14 protein-coding genes are annotated in these 16,158 nt (G+C 55.3%); 9 read left to right on the top strand and 5 right to left on the bottom strand.

Annotated features, from left to right (window positions below):
• The first annotated feature begins 40 nt into the window (after nucleotides 1-40).
• From phoU to ACZYSM_RS24450, 3 genes are all read left to right on the top strand, one after another.
• On the top strand, nucleotides 41-802 hold the full coding sequence (gene phoU / locus ACZYSM_RS24440) for a phosphate signaling complex protein PhoU (RefSeq protein WP_489075449.1): 762 nt from the start codon (nucleotides 41-43) through the stop codon (nucleotides 800-802).
• Between the two features lie 161 nt (nucleotides 803-963).
• Nucleotides 964-1,869: a response regulator gene (locus ACZYSM_RS24445; RefSeq protein WP_489075451.1), complete on the top strand. Its 906-nt coding sequence runs from the start codon at nucleotides 964-966 to the stop codon at nucleotides 1,867-1,869.
• A gap of 257 nt (nucleotides 1,870-2,126) precedes the next feature.
• A complete protein-coding gene (locus ACZYSM_RS24450) occupies nucleotides 2,127-3,023 on the top strand; it encodes a peptidoglycan DD-metalloendopeptidase family protein (RefSeq protein ID WP_489075453.1) in 897 nt (298 codons plus the stop codon).
• A 116-nt stretch (nucleotides 3,024-3,139) separates the two neighbouring features.
• Here the strand turns inward: ACZYSM_RS24450 and ACZYSM_RS24455 are convergent, their stop codons facing one another.
• From ACZYSM_RS24455 to phoB, 3 genes are all read right to left on the bottom strand, one after another.
• Complete coding sequence (locus ACZYSM_RS24455) at nucleotides 3,140-4,480, bottom strand: hemolysin family protein (RefSeq protein ID WP_489075455.1); 1,341 nt, start codon at nucleotides 4,478-4,480, stop codon at nucleotides 3,140-3,142.
• 124 nt (nucleotides 4,481-4,604) lie between these two features.
• Complete coding sequence (gene phoR / locus ACZYSM_RS24460; protein ID WP_489075477.1) at nucleotides 4,605-5,891, bottom strand: phosphate regulon sensor histidine kinase PhoR; 1,287 nt, start codon at nucleotides 5,889-5,891, stop codon at nucleotides 4,605-4,607.
• 80 nt (nucleotides 5,892-5,971) lie between these two features.
• The gene (gene phoB, locus ACZYSM_RS24465) at nucleotides 5,972-6,661 is read right to left on the bottom strand and encodes a phosphate regulon transcriptional regulator PhoB (RefSeq protein WP_489075457.1); all 690 of its coding nucleotides are present in this window, start codon (nucleotides 6,659-6,661) and stop codon (nucleotides 5,972-5,974) included.
• 150 nt (nucleotides 6,662-6,811) lie between these two features.
• On the opposite strand from phoB, the gene ACZYSM_RS24470 reads away from it, so the two are divergent.
• On the top strand, nucleotides 6,812-7,192 hold the full coding sequence (locus ACZYSM_RS24470; protein WP_489075459.1) for a COG4315 family predicted lipoprotein: 381 nt from the start codon (nucleotides 6,812-6,814) through the stop codon (nucleotides 7,190-7,192).
• A gap of 72 nt (nucleotides 7,193-7,264) precedes the next feature.
• On the opposite strand, the gene ubiA is transcribed toward ACZYSM_RS24470, so the two are convergent.
• Both ubiA and ACZYSM_RS24480 read right to left on the bottom strand, forming a co-directional pair.
• Nucleotides 7,265-8,155, bottom strand: coding sequence for a 4-hydroxybenzoate octaprenyltransferase (gene ubiA, locus ACZYSM_RS24475; RefSeq protein WP_489075461.1), 891 nt, complete (start codon nucleotides 8,153-8,155; stop codon nucleotides 7,265-7,267).
• Complete coding sequence (locus ACZYSM_RS24480) at nucleotides 8,155-8,718, bottom strand: chorismate--pyruvate lyase family protein (RefSeq protein WP_489075463.1); 564 nt, start codon at nucleotides 8,716-8,718, stop codon at nucleotides 8,155-8,157. The genes ubiA and ACZYSM_RS24480 overlap by 1 nt, the downstream gene beginning before the upstream one ends.
• Nucleotides 8,719-8,933: 215 nt before the next feature.
• On the opposite strand from ACZYSM_RS24480, the gene ACZYSM_RS24485 reads away from it, so the two are divergent.
• The 5 genes from ACZYSM_RS24485 (at nucleotide 8,934) to ACZYSM_RS24505 (ending at nucleotide 15,475) form a co-directional block, all read left to right on the top strand.
• Nucleotides 8,934-9,101: a rubredoxin gene (locus tag ACZYSM_RS24485; protein WP_150640779.1), complete on the top strand. Its 168-nt coding sequence runs from the start codon at nucleotides 8,934-8,936 to the stop codon at nucleotides 9,099-9,101.
• Between the two features lie 42 nt (nucleotides 9,102-9,143).
• A complete protein-coding gene (locus ACZYSM_RS24490) occupies nucleotides 9,144-10,292 on the top strand; it encodes an NAD(P)/FAD-dependent oxidoreductase (protein ID WP_489075465.1) in 1,149 nt (382 codons plus the stop codon).
• A gap of 188 nt (nucleotides 10,293-10,480) precedes the next feature.
• A complete protein-coding gene (locus ACZYSM_RS24495) occupies nucleotides 10,481-10,756 on the top strand; it encodes an HU family DNA-binding protein (RefSeq protein WP_489075467.1) in 276 nt (91 codons plus the stop codon).
• 646 nt (nucleotides 10,757-11,402) lie between these two features.
• Nucleotides 11,403-11,687 (top strand): fructose-bisphosphate aldolase, encoded by a 285-nt coding sequence (locus tag ACZYSM_RS24500; RefSeq protein ID WP_489075469.1) that lies wholly within the window; start codon nucleotides 11,403-11,405, stop codon nucleotides 11,685-11,687.
• 521 nt (nucleotides 11,688-12,208) lie between these two features.
• Nucleotides 12,209-15,475 carry a metallophosphoesterase family protein gene (locus tag ACZYSM_RS24505; protein ID WP_489075471.1) on the top strand — a complete coding sequence of 1,089 codons (3,267 nt, stop codon included), beginning with the start codon at nucleotides 12,209-12,211 and terminating at the stop codon, nucleotides 15,473-15,475.
• The last annotated feature ends 683 nt before the right edge of the window (nucleotides 15,476-16,158 follow it).

Below are 16,158 nucleotides of genomic sequence, written 5' to 3' on the forward strand. Positions count from 1 at the left end.
CGGTCGACCGCACCTACCGGACGCTCCAAGGACGCCAAACATGATTAGTAAAGACAGCCTCACGCATCACATCTCCCAGCAGTTCAATGCCGAACTCGAGGAGGTGCGCAGCCACCTTCTGGCGATGGGCGGGCTGGTCGAGAAACAAGTCAACGACGCAGTGACTTCCTTGATCGAAGCCGACTCAGGCCTCGCTCAACAGGTTCGCGAGATCGACGACCAGATCAACCAGATGGAACGCAACATCGACGAAGAATGCCTGCGCATTCTGGCCCGTCGTCAACCGGCTGCGTCCGACCTGCGCTTGATCATCAGCATCTCCAAATCGGTGATCGACCTGGAACGCATCGGCGACGAAGCGACCAAGATCGCCCGCCGCGCCATCCAGCTGTGCGAAGAAGGCGAAGCGCCGCGCGGTTACGTCGAAGTCCGGCACATCGGCGACCAGGTGCGCAACATGGTCCGCGATGCACTGGACGCCTTTGCTCGCTTCGACGCCGATCTGGCGTTGTCTGTGGCGCAGTACGACAAGATCATCGACCGCGAATACAAGACCGCGCTGCGTGAGCTGGCGACCTTCATGATGGAAGACCCACGCTCTATCTCGCGGGTCTTGAGCATTATCTGGGTCCTGCGTTCGCTGGAGCGGATCGGCGACCACGCGCGCAACATCTCGGAACTGGTGATCTACCTGGTGCGCGGCACCGACGTGCGTCACATGGGCCTCAAGCGCATGAAGGAAGAAGTTGAAGGCACAAGCGCTGAAAGCGCTAATGTTCCGGGCAAACCTGACGATAAGTAAGATTGCCCAAGAAAAAACGCCCGGCCTCTTGGTCGGGCGTTTTTGTTTGTGGTTTTCGAATTCATAGCACCCGCGAACGAAAGTCCCGGCGTGACTGAAGAGTTTTGGCACATTGCCATCAGCCAGCGTTATGCTTGCCGGGATTTTTTAAGGGGTGGTCGATGAGTAAGGTCAGTGTGTTGGTGGTGGATGATGCCTCGTTCATTCGCGATCTGGTGAAGAAGTGCCTGCGCAACTACTTCCCGGGCATCAAGATCGAAGACGCGGTCAACGGCAAAAAGGCTCAGACCCTGCTGATGCGTGAGTCCTTCGACCTGGTCCTGTGTGACTGGGAAATGCCAGAAATGTCCGGCCTCGAACTGCTGACCTGGTGCCGCGAACAGGACCACCTCAAAGCCATGCCGTTTGTCATGGTCACCAGCCGTGGCGACAAAGAGAACGTGGTCCAGGCCATTCAGGCCGGCGTTTCCGGCTACGTCAGCAAACCCTTCACCAACGAGCAACTGCTGACCAAGGTCAAGCAGGCCCTGAACAAGGTCGGCAAACTCGACACCTTGCTCGCCAGCGCCCCGACCAAAATGAACTCGGCGTTCGGCAACGATTCCCTCAGCGCCCTGACCGGCGGCAAGGCCGAAGTGGTCAAGCCCGTCGCGGCGCCTGCTGCACCTTTCCAAGGCCTGCTCAACAGCCCACCGATCAAAGCTGCAACGACCTCAGCTTCGTTGGTGAGCGGCCGTGGGCAAGGCCAATTACGTCTATCCAGCGGCACTCAACAATGCGCGATCAAAGCCCTGAGCCTCAAGGAGGCGCTGTTGGTGGTCCGTCGCACTGAAACCCTGCCACAGGTACTCGACAGCGCCGTCCTCGACCTGGAGCAGGGCGACAACGCCGAAGTGGCGCGCCTCAACGGCTACCTGCACGCGGTTGTCGCCTACGAGCCGAAACCTGACAGCGACTGGCTGCAACTGACCTTCCGCTTCATCGACCAGGATGCGCAGAAGCTCGATTACATTTCCCGCCTGATCGCTCGCGGTACCGCGCAGAAGCATTTTGTACCGGGTGCGTAAGGTTTTTTGATCTGGCACCTTCATTGGCTGCCAGAAAGCCATCGCGAGCAAGCCCGCTCCCACATTGAATCTCTACCGTTCACAGTATTTGCGTGCACAGGAGATCCAGTGTGGGAGCGGGCTTGCTCGCGATGACGGCCTTGAATTCAACACAATTCCCCCTGAATGAGCGCACTGTTCTGAAACATCTGACGACTACGCGGGTCCATTGCAGCTGCTAGGCTGCCTCCCACGCCTTAACCGACAGATCCTTGCCCATGCTCGCGCGATTGCTGTTTTTCTGTGGTCTTTTCATGACCGCCACTTCGGCTGTGGCCATGACGATCTACAAGTCCACTGACGCCAACGGCCTGGTCTCGTACAGCGACCGGCCGACACAGGGCGCGCAGGTGTTTGTGTTTCGCGATCGGATGGTCGAGCACCTCGAACGCCAGGTTCGTCTCGATATCAAAAAGCAGAAGGGCATGGACAGCGTCTTTGTGCGTAATGACCTGTATGCACCCGTTGAGATCGAGCTGAGTTTCGCCGATCTGAAGAACGTCAGCGGCGCACCGCAACAGCCCATTCGGCGGGTTTTGCCAGCACGCAGCAACTCACGCCTGGCGCTGCTCATGGCGACCCAGACTGACAAGCCGCTCACCTATAGCCCAAGGTTCCGTTATTCGCTGGGTGACCCTTCAGGGGCGGCGCAGGCCTATCAGTATCCGCTGCCTTGGCGAGGCGGGCCGTTTCGGCTGACTCAGGGCGCCAACGGCCAATACAGCCACTTCGGGGTCAAGAGTCGCTACGCCATGGACGTCGCTATGCCCGAAGGCACGCCCATCATCGCGGCACGTGGCGGAGTGGTGGTAAAAATCGAAAATGCCCAGACCGGGCGTGGCACTGACCCTTCCGGCAACTTTGTCCGGGTGTTGCACGACGACGGCACCATGGGCGTCTATCTGCACCTCAAGCAAGGCTCGGTGAATGTTCGTGAGGGGCAGCGCGTGGCGGTGGGCGGCGCGTTGGCGTTGTCGGGCAATACCGGCAACAGCAGCGGGCCGCACCTGCATTTTGTCGTGCAGCGCAACACCGGATTGGGGCTGGTGTCGATTCCGTACCAGTTCAATCAGCCGGTGGGGATGTTGCCCAACTTTGCGTTGGGCAAACAATGATGTGTTGCCTGTTCTGACGCCTTCGCGAGCAGGCTCGCTCCCACATTGGAATGCATTTCAAATGTGGGAGCGAGCCTGCTCGCGAAAGGTGCGAAGCGGTTTCGACCGGCGATCACTTAATCCAGCATCAACACCTTGGCCAATATGATTTTCGGGCCTTTCATCTTTTTGATGATGATCCGCAAACCTTCGACTTCCAGTACTTCTTCCTCTTCCGGCACCCGTTTCAAGGTTTCGTAGATCAGCCCGGCGAGGGTTTCAGCTTCGATGTGGTCCAGGTCGATGCCCAGCAGACGTTCGACCTTGAACAGCGGTGTATCACCGCGCACCAGCAGCTTGCCTGGCTGGTAAGCGAGGATGCCGCGTTCGGCCTTGCGGTGTTCATCCTGGATATCGCCGACCAGCACTTCGAGCACGTCTTCCATGGTCAGGTAGCCGATGATGTTGCCGTCGGCTTCTTCAACCAGCGCAAAGTGCGAGCCGCCCTTGCGGAACTGCTCCAGCAAGTGCGACAGCGGCATGTGTCGGGACACTCGTTCCAGCGGCCGGGTCAGTTCGGCGAGGTTGAACGACTCGGGAATGTGGTCCAGCGCCGCCAGTTCCAGCAGCAGATCCTTGATGTGCAGCAGGCCGACGAACTCATTGCGTTCGGTGTCGTATACCGGGTAGCGGCTGAATTTGTGGCGGCGGAACTGCGCAAGGATTTCCTTGAGTGGTGCGTTGAACTCGATGGTCACCAGGTCCTCGCGGGAGTTGGCCCAGTCGACCACTTCCAGCTCACCCATTTCCACGGCCGAGGCCAGCACACGCATGCCTTGGTCGCTGGGATCCTGGCCACGGCTGGAGTGCAGAATCAGTTTCAGTTCTTCACGGCTGTAGTGATGGTCGTGATGCGGGCCGGGTTCGCCCTGGCCGGCGATCCGCAGGATGGTGTTGGCGCTGGCGTTGAGCAGGTAAATGGCCGGGTACATTGCCCAATAGAACAGGTACAGCGGCACCGCGGTCCACAGCGACAGCAACTCGGGTTTGCGAATCGCCCAGGATTTGGGGGCCAGTTCGCCGACCACAATGTGCAGGTAGGAAATGATGAAGAAGGCGGTAAAGAACGACACGCCTTTGACCACTTCAGCGGACTCTACGCCCACCGCACTGAGCAGTGGCGCCAGCAAGTGCGCGAACGCCGGTTCACCGACCCAGCCCAGGCCCAGGGAGGCGAGGGTGATACCCAATTGGCAGGCAGACAGGTAAGCGTCGAGCTTGCTGTGTACGGTGCGCAGGATCTGCCCGCGCCAGCCGTTTTTATGGGCAATGGCCTCGACCTTGGTCGAGCGCAATTTGACCATGGCGAACTCGGCCGCAACGAAGAAGCCGTTGAGCAAAACCAGGATAAATGCAAAAAGGATCATGCCGAAGTCGGCGAAGATTGTCGCGAGGGTGATACTAGGGGAAGGGTCCATGGTGGAGTTTTGCGGGTTCCGTATATTCGAAAAGAAAGAGGATTGCTGTGCCTGAAAGGCAGGCCCAAGTCAGCCAATGTAGCGGCTGACAGGGCGATTGCCTAGTGGCCAGTCACGGTGGGCGCTAGTCGGTCAGGCTGCCGGCCTTGGATTTCGTGACTTGGGCGGGCACGAAATGGCAGGTGAAGGTGCTGCCGTGGCCCAGCACGCTGCTGATCTCCATTCGCGCGCGGTGGCGCAGCAGCACGTGTTTGACGATGGCCAGGCCCAGCCCGGTGCCGCCGGTGTTGGAGTTGCGGCTGGAGTCGACGCGGTAGAAGCGTTCGGTCAGGCGCGGCAGGTGTTTGCTGTCGATGCCGATGCCGGAGTCCTGCACGCTGAGGTGCGCACCTTGCTCATCGCCCCACCAGCGAATGCGAATGTTGCCTTCGGCGGGGGTGTATTTCACCGCGTTGAACACCAGATTGGAGAACGCACTGCGCAGTTCGGCTTCGCTGCCCTTGAGCAGAATCGAAGGATCAGCTTCCAGGGTGATACGTTGATTGCGTTGTCCGGATAACGCCTGAGCATCGTTCTTGATCGATTGCAGCAGGCTGTCCACCGACACTGGCTGGTTATCCGACGGATAGTCGGTGGCTTCCAGCTTGGCCAGCAGCAGCAAGTCGTTGAGCAGGGTCTGCATGCGTCCACCTTGCTGTTGCATTTGCTGCAAGGCGCGGGTCCAGCGCGGGTTCACATCTTCGACGTTGTCGAGCAAGGTTTCCAGGTAACCGCAAATCACCGTCAGCGGTGTACGCAGCTCGTGGGACACGTTGGCGATGAAGTCTTTGCGCATCTGTTCGAGCTGATGAATGCGGGTGACATCGCGCACCAGCATCAAGTGTTCGTTGTTGCCATAGCGGGTGATGTACAGCTGGATGCGCAGGCGATCATTGGTCGGCGAGGGGATTTCCAGCGGTTCGGAGTAGCTGTCCTGCTCGAAATACTCCTTGAAGCGCGGATGGCGCACCAGGTTGGTCACCGATTGGCCACTGTCCTGCGGGGTTTTCAGGCCGAGCAAGGTTTCTGCCGCGCGGTTCCACCATTCCAGGTTGCCGTCGCTGTCGAGCATGATCACCGCGTCTTTCAGCGCGGCCGTGGACTCTTGAACCCGGTCGATGACCGCTTGCAGGCGTCCGCGCACCCGCTGGTCGCGGCGTTGCAGGTGATAGATGCTGTCGAACACTTCGCCCCACAGGCCATAGCCGTCGGGTGGTGCGTCTTCGGATTTGTGCAGGCGCAGCCATTCGTGCAGGCGCAGCAGCTGCTTGAGGGTCCAGCCCAGATAGACCCCCAGGCCGATGGCCAGGCTCCATCCGTAAAAACCACTGATCAAACCGACCAGTAAGCAGCCGGTGATTAGAAGCAGCATGTGGCGGATCAGGGTGCCATGCCAGTTTTGGTTCACTTAAACATGCGTCCTTGTCAGCGTGTCTGGCGGGTGAGGGCGACTCAGCCTTTGGTGGAAAAGCGATAGCCGGTGCCGCGTACGGTTTGTACCAGATTCTCATAGTCCTCGCCGAGGGCTTTGCGCAGACGACGGATATGCACGTCGACAGTGCGCTCCTCGACATACACGTTGCCGCCCCACACCTGATCCAGCAGTTGCCCGCGGGTGTAGGCGCGTTCCTGGTGAGTCATGAAAAATTGCAGCAAGCGGTATTCGGTGGGGCCCATTTCGGCGGGCTTGCCGTCGATGGTCACGCGGTGGCTGATCGGGTCGAGCAGCAGGCCACCGACTTCGATTGGCGCTTCACCATCGGTTGGGCCGGCGCGACGCAGCACAGCCTTCAGACGGGCGACCAGCTCACGGGGGGAAAAGGGTTTGGTGATGTAATCATCGGCGCCGACTTCCAGGCCCTGGATCTTGTTGTCCTCTTCGCCTTTGGCGGTGAGCATGATGATCGGGATATCCCCGGTCAACTCATCGCGCTTGAGGCGGCGGGCCAACTCGATGCCTGAGGTGCCGGGGAGCATCCAGTCGAGCAGGATCAGATCGGGTTTGCGGTCGACAATGATGGCATGGGCCTGCTGGGAGTTTTCCGCCTCCAGGCAATCGTAGCCGGCCATTTCCAACGCAACGGCGATCATCTCGCGAATGGGCGCTTCGTCGTCAACAATTAGAATGCTCCTGCCAACCATGCTTAATCCTCTTGTCATTTAACTGTCTTGCGCCGCATTAGATAACGGAATTATTGCAGTCGTGTGACAGTATTTTAGTGCAGCTGCGATCTGTGCATTCGTGGGCTAAGCTCTAAGTCCGAATCCTGACAACCACAAAGGAAGGTTTTTATGATCCACAGTACTGTTTCCTGGAAAGCCCTGTTGGTGACTGCTGCACTGGTCCTGCCTGGGCTGGCGCTTGCCGCTGAACCGGCAATGATGAAAAACGGCATGATGGTCGACCAAAAGGGCATGACCCTGTACCACTTTGACAATGACAAAGGCGGCAAGTCGATGTGCAACGACAAGTGCGCCGAGAATTGGCCACCAATGATGGCCCCGGCGGGTGCCAAAGCCGAGGGCGAGTGGACGGTGATCAAGCGCGACGACGGCAAGATGCAATGGGCTTATGACGGCAAGCCGATGTACACCTTCATAATGGACAAGAAACCTGGAGACAAAAACGGCGACGGTAAAATGAACGGTGTCTGGCACATGACTCAGAAGTAGTTGATTTGAGCCACCTGCAAGCCCGCCCCTGTGGGAGCGGGTTTGTGTGTCCAGCTTCGGGTTGAGGCGCTCTCAGCGCAACGCATAATCCAGCACAATCCCCACAAATATCGCCAACCCTGCCCAATGGTTGTGCAAAAACGCTTTGAAGCAGCGCTGCGGATCTTTCCCGCGGGTGTACCAGAACTCCCAGACAAAACACGCCGCCGCCGCCAGCAGCCCGAGGTGAAACCAGCCGCCGAGCTCGAAGCGCGCCCCCGCCAGCAGCAAGCAACCCAGTGCCAGCCCTTGCAGGGTGAGGATGATCACCCGATCCGCGTCGCCAAACAGGATTGCCGTGGATTTCACGCCGATCTTCAGGTCGTCGTCACGGTCGGTCATGGCGTAATAAGTGTCGTAACCCACGGTCCATAGCAAGTTGGCGATGAACAACAGCCAGGCCGCTGCCGGCAGGTTACCGGTCTCTGCGGTGAACGCCATCGGTATGCCCCAGGAGAACGCTGCGCCGAGCACCACTTGCGGGTAATAGGTATAACGCTTCATGAAGGGGTAGCAGGCGGCCAGTGCCAGCCCGCCGAATGACAGCCAGATGGTCGTTGAGTTGGTACACAGCACCAGCAAAAAGCTCAGGCTCATCAACACGGCAAAGAACACCAGCGCTTCTTTGTAGCTGACCTTGCCGCTGACCAGCGGACGCTGCTCGGTGCGTTTGACGTGGCCGTCGACCTTGCGGTCAGCCCAGTCGTTGATCACACAACCCCCCGCGCGGGTCAGCACCACGCCGAGGACGAAAATCACGATGTTGCTCAGCGAAGGCGAGCCCTTGCCGGCAATCCACAGCGCCCAGAGGGTCGGCCACAGCAGCAGGTAAATGCCGATCGGCTTGTCTACGCGGGTCAGTTGAATGAAATCCCAGGCCCGCGGGTTCAGGCGATTCAGCGATTTGAGCAGGCTCAGGTACATCAGCAGTTCTCCGGATGGGCGCTCGCGGCGAGCCAAAGGGGCGGGAGGAATATTTCCGCGACCAGCACGCTCAATGCGCCCCGGTCAAAACGTGAGCGACGGCCCCAAAGCTCCGGAGCCTGGGACTCGGCAGGCAGCCATTCGAGGGGATAGTGGCAAACCTCAAGGGCGCGGCGCTGGAACGCCTGATCGCAGAACAACAGCTCGCCCAGCGAACGGCTGCCCAGTTCATCCATATTCAGCCCGCCATCCTGCAAGGCACTGCGCGCCGCCACGCTGCGGGCAAAGACCCAAGCCTCACCATGACCACGCAAATACACCTCGCGGGCCCAGCCCTCACTTTCTGCGGGCAGCTCCAGCGCGGCGCATTCATCGTCACGCAAAATCTGCCAGCCCTCGAACAGCGGCGTGACACTGAAACCGTCATTCGACAGCCGGGTCAGGCGGCGGGTCAGAGAGCCTTCATCGAACAACCAGTCGAGGGTTTGCGCGTCGGGGAGGGGCGTCAGCCGGCTGTGGGGCAGCCAGACGGGGGCAAGGGTAGGGGGCGTTGAGTGCGGCACAGTGAGTCATTATTGGCAGCAAATGAGGCGGCGAGCTTACCATGTTGATCAGCGATTTAGCCTGATCGGGTCAGGCCCGTGTGTCGAACGTGCTTGCATCTGTCGATCCCGATCAGTACAAAACGCCCTGAGCCGGACGGCGACCCAAGTGTCATCTCCCATTACCCATCGACCGTCCGCGCCAGCGATAGCCCGAAAACCTGAGGAAACACGTAATGAAGAAGTGGCAATGTGTGGTCTGTGGCCTGATTTACAACGAGGCTGACGGTTGGCCAGACGACGGCATCGCACCCGGTACCCTGTGGCAAGACGTGCCCGCAGACTGGCTGTGCCCGGACTGCGGCGTTGGCAAAATGGATTTCGAGATGATCGAAATCGGTTGATCGCAGCTTTTTGAATCTATTGAACACAAAATGGAGAAAGGGATGAACGCACCTGTCGTGATCGTCGGCACTGGGCTGGCTGGCTACAACCTGGCCCGGGAGTTTCGCAAAATCGATGGCGAAACCCCACTGCTGCTGATTACCGCAGATGATGGTCGCTCTTACTCCAAGCCAATGCTCTCCACGGGGTTTGGCAAAAACAAGGACGCTGACGGCCTGAGCATGGCTGAACCCGGGACCATGGCCGAGCAACTCAAGGCCGAAGTCCGCACCCATACCCGCATCAGCGGCATCGATCCGGGCCACAAGCGCCTGTGGATCGGCGAAGAAGCGGTGGTGTATCGCGATCTGATCCTGGCTTGGGGCGCGGAAACCGTGCGGGTGCCCGTGGAAGGCGACGCCCCGGAAGCGATCTTCCCGATCAATGACCTCGAAGATTACGCACGCTTTCGCGCTGCGGCCGCCGGCAAACGCCGGGTACTGTTGCTCGGCGCTGGCCTGATCGGCTGTGAGTTCGCCAACGACCTGATCCTCGGCGGCTATGAAGTGCAACTGGTGGCGCCGTGCGAGCAAGTGATGCCGACCTTGCTGCATCCGGCCGCCGCTGCGGCTGTTCAGGCCGGGCTGGAAAGCCTGGGCGCACGTTTCCACCTAGGGCCGGTGCTCAACCGCTTGCAGCGCGCCGCGGACGGGCTTGAGGCTCACCTCTCCGACGGTCAGATCATCCCTTGTGATGTCGTCGTGTCAGCCATAGGCCTGCGCCCGCGTATCGATCTGGCGGCGGCAGCGGGCTTAGTCGTCAATCGTGGCGTAGTGGTCGATCGTCACCTGAAGACCTCCCACGCCAATATCTATGCCCTGGGCGACTGCGCCGAAGTCGACGGGCTCAACCTGCTGTACGTCATGCCGCTGATGAGTTGCGCCCGTGCGCTGGCCCAGACCCTGGCCGGCAACCCGACTGTCGTCAACTATGGCGCCATGCCGATTACCGTGAAAACGCCGGTTTGCCCGCTGGTTGTCTCGCCACCGCCACGGGGTTCGGAGGGCATTTGGACGGTCGAAGGCCAAGGCTCCGATATCAAAGCGCTGTGCCGCGACGCCAGCGGCAAACTGCTGGGCTATGCCCTGACCGGCAGTGCAGTGATGGAAAAACTCGCTCTAAACAAGGAACTTCCAGCGCTTCTGGCGTAAATACGGGTCGTTCTGTCGGATTCGCCACACTTTTGCCCTTACAAAGGTCGCGGGGAGACTGGCGCCGCTCCTGTCCGCGTGCCATCCTCATTCCCGTCTGCCGCAGAGTAGAGCCTGCGGCGCCTTGGGCGCTGTTCCGGAAGAACAGCACGGACATAACAACAAAAAACCGTCAAAGAGGCTTCACTATGCGTAAACCAGATCTCGCAGCCGCCATTGCTGAAAAAGCTGATCTCACTAAAGAACAGGCCGGTCGTGTTCTCAACGCCGTTCTTGAAGAAATCACCGGCGCTCTGCACCGTAAAGACAGCGTCACCCTGGTAGGTTTCGGCACCTTCCTGCAACGCCACCGTGGCGCCCGCACCGGTAAAAACCCGCAAACCGGTGAGCCTGTGAAAATCAAGGCAAGCAACACCGTTGCCTTCAAGCCGGGCAAATCGCTGAAAGACAGCGTCAATCCGTAACGGATGCGTACTCCCAAAATAGCGGGAGAGCGGTATTTAAGATGGGCATACCAACCAGGTTGGGTGCCCATTTTTTATGGGTGAAAGTTTTGCCGAATATTGGAGATGGAACCCACCAGTATGGTAAATAAACCTGTCCTCTTTTCCGTCCGCTCTGACTGGAAAAACTGAGTTGCCGATTGACCGAAAAGCCTGTGGGAAATGAAGCATTTGTGGCGAGGGAGCTTGCTCCCCTTCGGCTGCGAAGTAGCCTTAAAATCTCCGACCATGCATGGCCTGACCCCATGGATCAGCCACATTGCGACCGCTTCGCGCTCTAGCAGGAGCAAGCTCTCTCGCCACAGGAACTGCGCAACCATCGAGCAGTCGGGTTGCACCCCAACAAGTCCGCCGCTTATAGTTCGCTTCGTCTGCTGACTCTGGTCAGCGACAGGGTTTCGCAGCCCTACAGAAATAATCATTCAGCACCGTCAAAAGGCAGCACAGGCGAGTTTCGTCTGCGTTTCGTTTTATGGCGGCTGTGCGTGGGAGACCTTCGGGTCTGCCGGGTTTGATTCTTTCCTCGGTCTGCGAACCCGCGTACAGCTGCCACCCAATTTGTTTCGCAGCGAACGGTGGCAATTCTTTTCTTGAAAGGATTCACACTATGACTACCCAAAATCCGCCCGACCGCTTCATCCCCTTCACCACCATATCCACCGACGTTCCCGTCCTGATGATTGATAGCCACGCCCCGCTGCGAGACTTGCATGCCTGCGTCAGCGAACGTCTGTATACCGTCCTCAACTACCTGACCCTGATGGCCTGCACCAACCTGCCCGACCACGCCGAGCGCGATATCAACACCGTCGCCAACGTCGCCCGTCTGATGATTCAGGACATCACTGATGTGTTTGGGGTGATTGAGATGCGAGGGATGGAGAAAACCTGAGATTGTTTGCTCGCGACCTGAAATAAAGAAAACCCGCAGTGATGCGGGTTTTTAGAAAGGGGCAGATTTGTTTTCTGGAGCCATAGACGACGCAGAGGAGTTTAAAGTCATCAAGTGCCAGTCGTGACCGGCTCCAATCGGCCAAAAGGGGGACGTCCGACCCCGAACACTCCCGGCCCAAAACGGATGAAAGCAACGTATACGCTGCTAAAGGTCAACTCTCGCAATCGCGTTGCAGATTTCCAACGCGGAGATAAAGACTTCACCACCCAGTTCAGACCTCCCCCTTGGTACCTTCTCTCGACTACGGTGCTATTGCATCTGCACGTAGGTTCCTGATATTAGATTGCCACCCCAGTGAAATGCTGTTGACCGCTTCAGTCAGCTCGTTTTCTCGCAAGCTCCAGTACACCCACTCAGGGCAATACGAGTTTTGTACTTGACTGAGCACCCACTTGTGATCTGGATAACAACGCACGGGCACTTTTTCACAAATTTATCAATTCGATAAGGACCATCACTTGACATCCTCATTTTCTTGGCTTCATCTCAGCGATCTTCATGCAGGAATGAAAAATCAATCTTGGATGTGGCCATCGTTGAGGGACAAAATCCATGATGACCTTAGATACTTGATAAAAAAACACCAAAGTTGGGACGTTGTTGTTTTTTCAGGTGATCTAACTCAGAAGGGGACACCTGAAGAATACGAAGTTCTCAATGAGATTATCAGAGAACTATGGCAAATATTTAATGAAAACGGCTTCGCGCCAAAATTATTTTGTGTGCCTGGAAATCATGACTTGGCTCGTCCAGGAAGCATTGATCCAACGTGTCTTGCGTTAACAAGATGGTGGGACCTAGGAGAACTAAGAGCGGATTTTTGGGGTGCCAAGGGTGATATTTATCGAAAAACTGTAGGCGACTATTTTTCAAACTACACGAATTGGCTGGATGGGTTGGAGAAAATTGGAATCCCCTTGCTATCCGGAGTTTTCGGCGCATTTCCTGGCGATGTGTCTGCGGTATATGAAAAAGACGATTTTCGAGTAGGATTTATTGGGCTCAACTCGACATGGTTACAAGTAGCAGCCGGTGATTTCAAAGGACGTTTACATATAGATCCACGACAGCTTCTTGAAATCACCGACAATAAGCCGTCAGATTGGGCAAAAAAAAATGTACTAAATTTTTTAGTCACGCATCACCCACTTGACTGGTTGCATGCAGACAGCTTGAGTCTTTTCAATCAGGACATAGATATCGGCGGCAGATTTGATGCACACCTTTATGGACACATGCATGAGCCGGCTGTCATTCAAAAAACTCACTTAGGTGCTCTTCCAAAAAGATCCATGCAAAGTGCATCTCTATTCGGCTTAGAGACATTTGGAGATAACATTCAGAGAGCGCATGGATACTCCTTCAACTCGATAAAAATTATAGATGGCTCTATTGCCAATTTGGAAATATGGCCACGTGCGTCTCGTGTGATACACGGTACCGGGGAGCGGGTCATGGGCCCAGACATGACGCTTCCAATTAACAATGATAATTATATCGCACACTCTTTTGAACTTAATCGACGACAAGAGCCTATTAATCAGTCGCAGTTAGAGAACAAGTTTTCAGATACGATTATTTCAAATGAAATCACAAGCGGTGAGCTGAAAGCCAATATAGACAATCTGACTGTTATACTTCCAGCCGCTCCTGAGGCAATGGGCGTACGGCTCATACAACAAGAGCAGGCTCGTAAGATTCTGACTAATTCGAGGCGGCTTTGGCTAGCCGCCGACTGGGGAATGGGCGAAAACGGATTTATTTGGTCCACTCAGAAAAGAATATCAGCGGCCAAATGCCAAGTCTATAAAATAGACATGTGTGACTACGTTAATCGAAGCGAATTCTATCAAGACATCAGAATAAAATACGGATTTAGCTTTGAGTCATTATGTGGAGCGCTTTCCACACAGCAAGATGCATATCTACTTCTGGATGACATTCCGTTCTCCGACGATATCGATGAGTCCTTAAAGCTACAATACGACCTAGAAGAGCTGGCGGGCATTGTACTATCATACTGCCCAACATTAAAAGTTATATTGCGTAGCCGGCTCAAGCCTACCGCAAGCGATCTTGATTTTGTCGAAATTACTGCTCTGGATAAAGCAGACACTAGGTTCTTTATTGAAAACCACCATTTGGGGTCAGCGCAAGCTCTAAGCCCAGAAGATATCTTGAGGATTTACAATCATACAGATGGCTTGCCAAATTTAATAGAAACGGACCTAAGAAGTCTCAGTGTAGCGTCAGTGAGTGAAATTACAACTTCGCCTTCTGGGGTTTCAGCTTTGCCTGCCGGGCTATTGCAAAGGGCAATTCTTGAATTATCTGAATCAAAAGACGAGACACTCAAGCGCTCTTACGTCCTCCTAAAAGCACTTTCTGTTTTCTCACACGGCGAGGAACTGAGTCGAATTAAACACTTCGATAAGACTAAGCCTGTATTCTATGCTCACGCACAGATACTTCAGCAGCGCGGGTTGTTGTACGCCGAAGAAATAGAACAGTTCGACAGAGGTGGCGGCACTGATAGGCCGAAGCGACTAATAATTACTCGCGCTGCGAGAGAGTGGCTACATGCCAATTTAGATTCTGCTGAGTTAAAGCGTCTGAATGATGCTGCGGCCAAGCTTTATTTCGGATCAGACTGGGCAAGTGGTCAAAGCAAGCCCCCAACTGCTTATCGATTCGACCAGCCTAATAAAGCTGTTGCAGAGATGCACAACGCAAGAACAATCATCATGCAGATAGTAACTGAAGCCGCGGATAATAGTCGCAAGCTTCAGGCCGCCATGCAACTGGTATCTGCGCATGGTGCTGCGCTATTAAGAGGAGACTATTTCAAAAGTGCAATCGAGTTATTCGACTATATACTTCCAATGCTAGAAGGAAAAGTCACCTCGAATTCATATGAATTTTCGGTCTATCTGCATGCAAAAGCCCTGCGCATGATAGATGGTAAGAGCGCCTCTGAAAAAGCTAAGGAGATGCTGCTCGCGGTACTGCCCGGTATATCTGACAAAACCACAAAAATAAGCATTTATCTAAACCTGGCTCATTGCTTCAATTATTTAGACCAAGGATTGGAGGCCATAGAATATGCGAAAAAAATCATCTCCCTGGAGCCCCGTGGATCTAGTGCATTAACCGCCAATCAAATCATTCTCGAAAACTCTGAAGAAGTGGTCGATATAAATTCCAGGCTCGATAAATTAGAGGCAAAGGCGAGAAAGCAAAACGCTCTAACCGTCGCATTTAATATTGGATTCTCAAGAATAAAGTCAATTTCTGACCCCGACCAAAAAGCCGACACTCTCTATAAGCTAGTTAGGGAGGCCAAGCAGAATAATGACCACTACAATGTGATGCGCGGAATGATTTCGGTGGGATCGCTTGCAACAGAAGGGCAAATACTCTTGACCCTTCAAGACAAAAATGAATTAATTAAAATCTATCACTACCTTTATAACGAAGGCTTTTATACGCAATTCAATAAATGCCATGACGTTCTGTGGCACATTTTTTCTGCCGATAAAGAGATCCATAATCTCTTGCAGCTTTATCGATATAGCTCATTATCTTGGAGGTTGCGCGGCAAGGAAGATAGAGAAATGTCTTCTCTTCGACTCCTAAATGCTGAAATAAAGAAATCCCCCCTTACCAAAGGTAAGTCTGACATGTCGGTCGCTTATTTTTATGCTCGCCTTGGTCTCCTTCTATAATCTTTTTAAGTGGCCGCCAAAATTGGTTTAATCAATAATGTAAAATTGATATAGCCGCCTGAATCTGATCATACAATGTGCTCCCCCCACGGATCCATGGGGGGAGTTTCTATAAAATCTAAGGCGGTCATCAGTCGAGGTTAATCGCTTCCGGTTTTCAATCCATCTTTGCTTCGTCAGGTGGATTGAGAACTGTCCTCGACGAATGGCCGCCTTGGGTCGTTTTCAGCCGGTCGCGACAGGCAGAAATCGGCCAAAGGCGGTCACTCACCTACTCATTTTGGCTTTACCGCCTTCAATACCTCGAGGAGATTTTTGAATTGTTCCGGATCAAGAGGACTGCTGACTGTATGCGCCTCCGTAGTCCGACCAAAATAGCTTGATGTGAGCCCGGTTCGGATTGCCACCTTACTATCCTCTGGTAGCAGCTCAATGAATGGCCCAATCGAAGCGAGCTCGAGTTCAGTCTGCCTGGCCCTATCAGCATTAGTGCGATGACGAGCAGATTCTCGCGCGGTGTAGATTGCTGGTGACGTTATAACGATGGCGTAGAACAGTAACTGATCCATAAACCCCACCTATCCAAACAGGCGGCGCCTGAGGTGGGGAGGAATCAAATCATGCCGGCGCGGAGGCCGTTCGCGGCGCAGCTACTTCATTTTTTGTGGCTTGATATCCACCAC

This window comes from Pseudomonas sp. F220 (assembly GCF_057813935.1).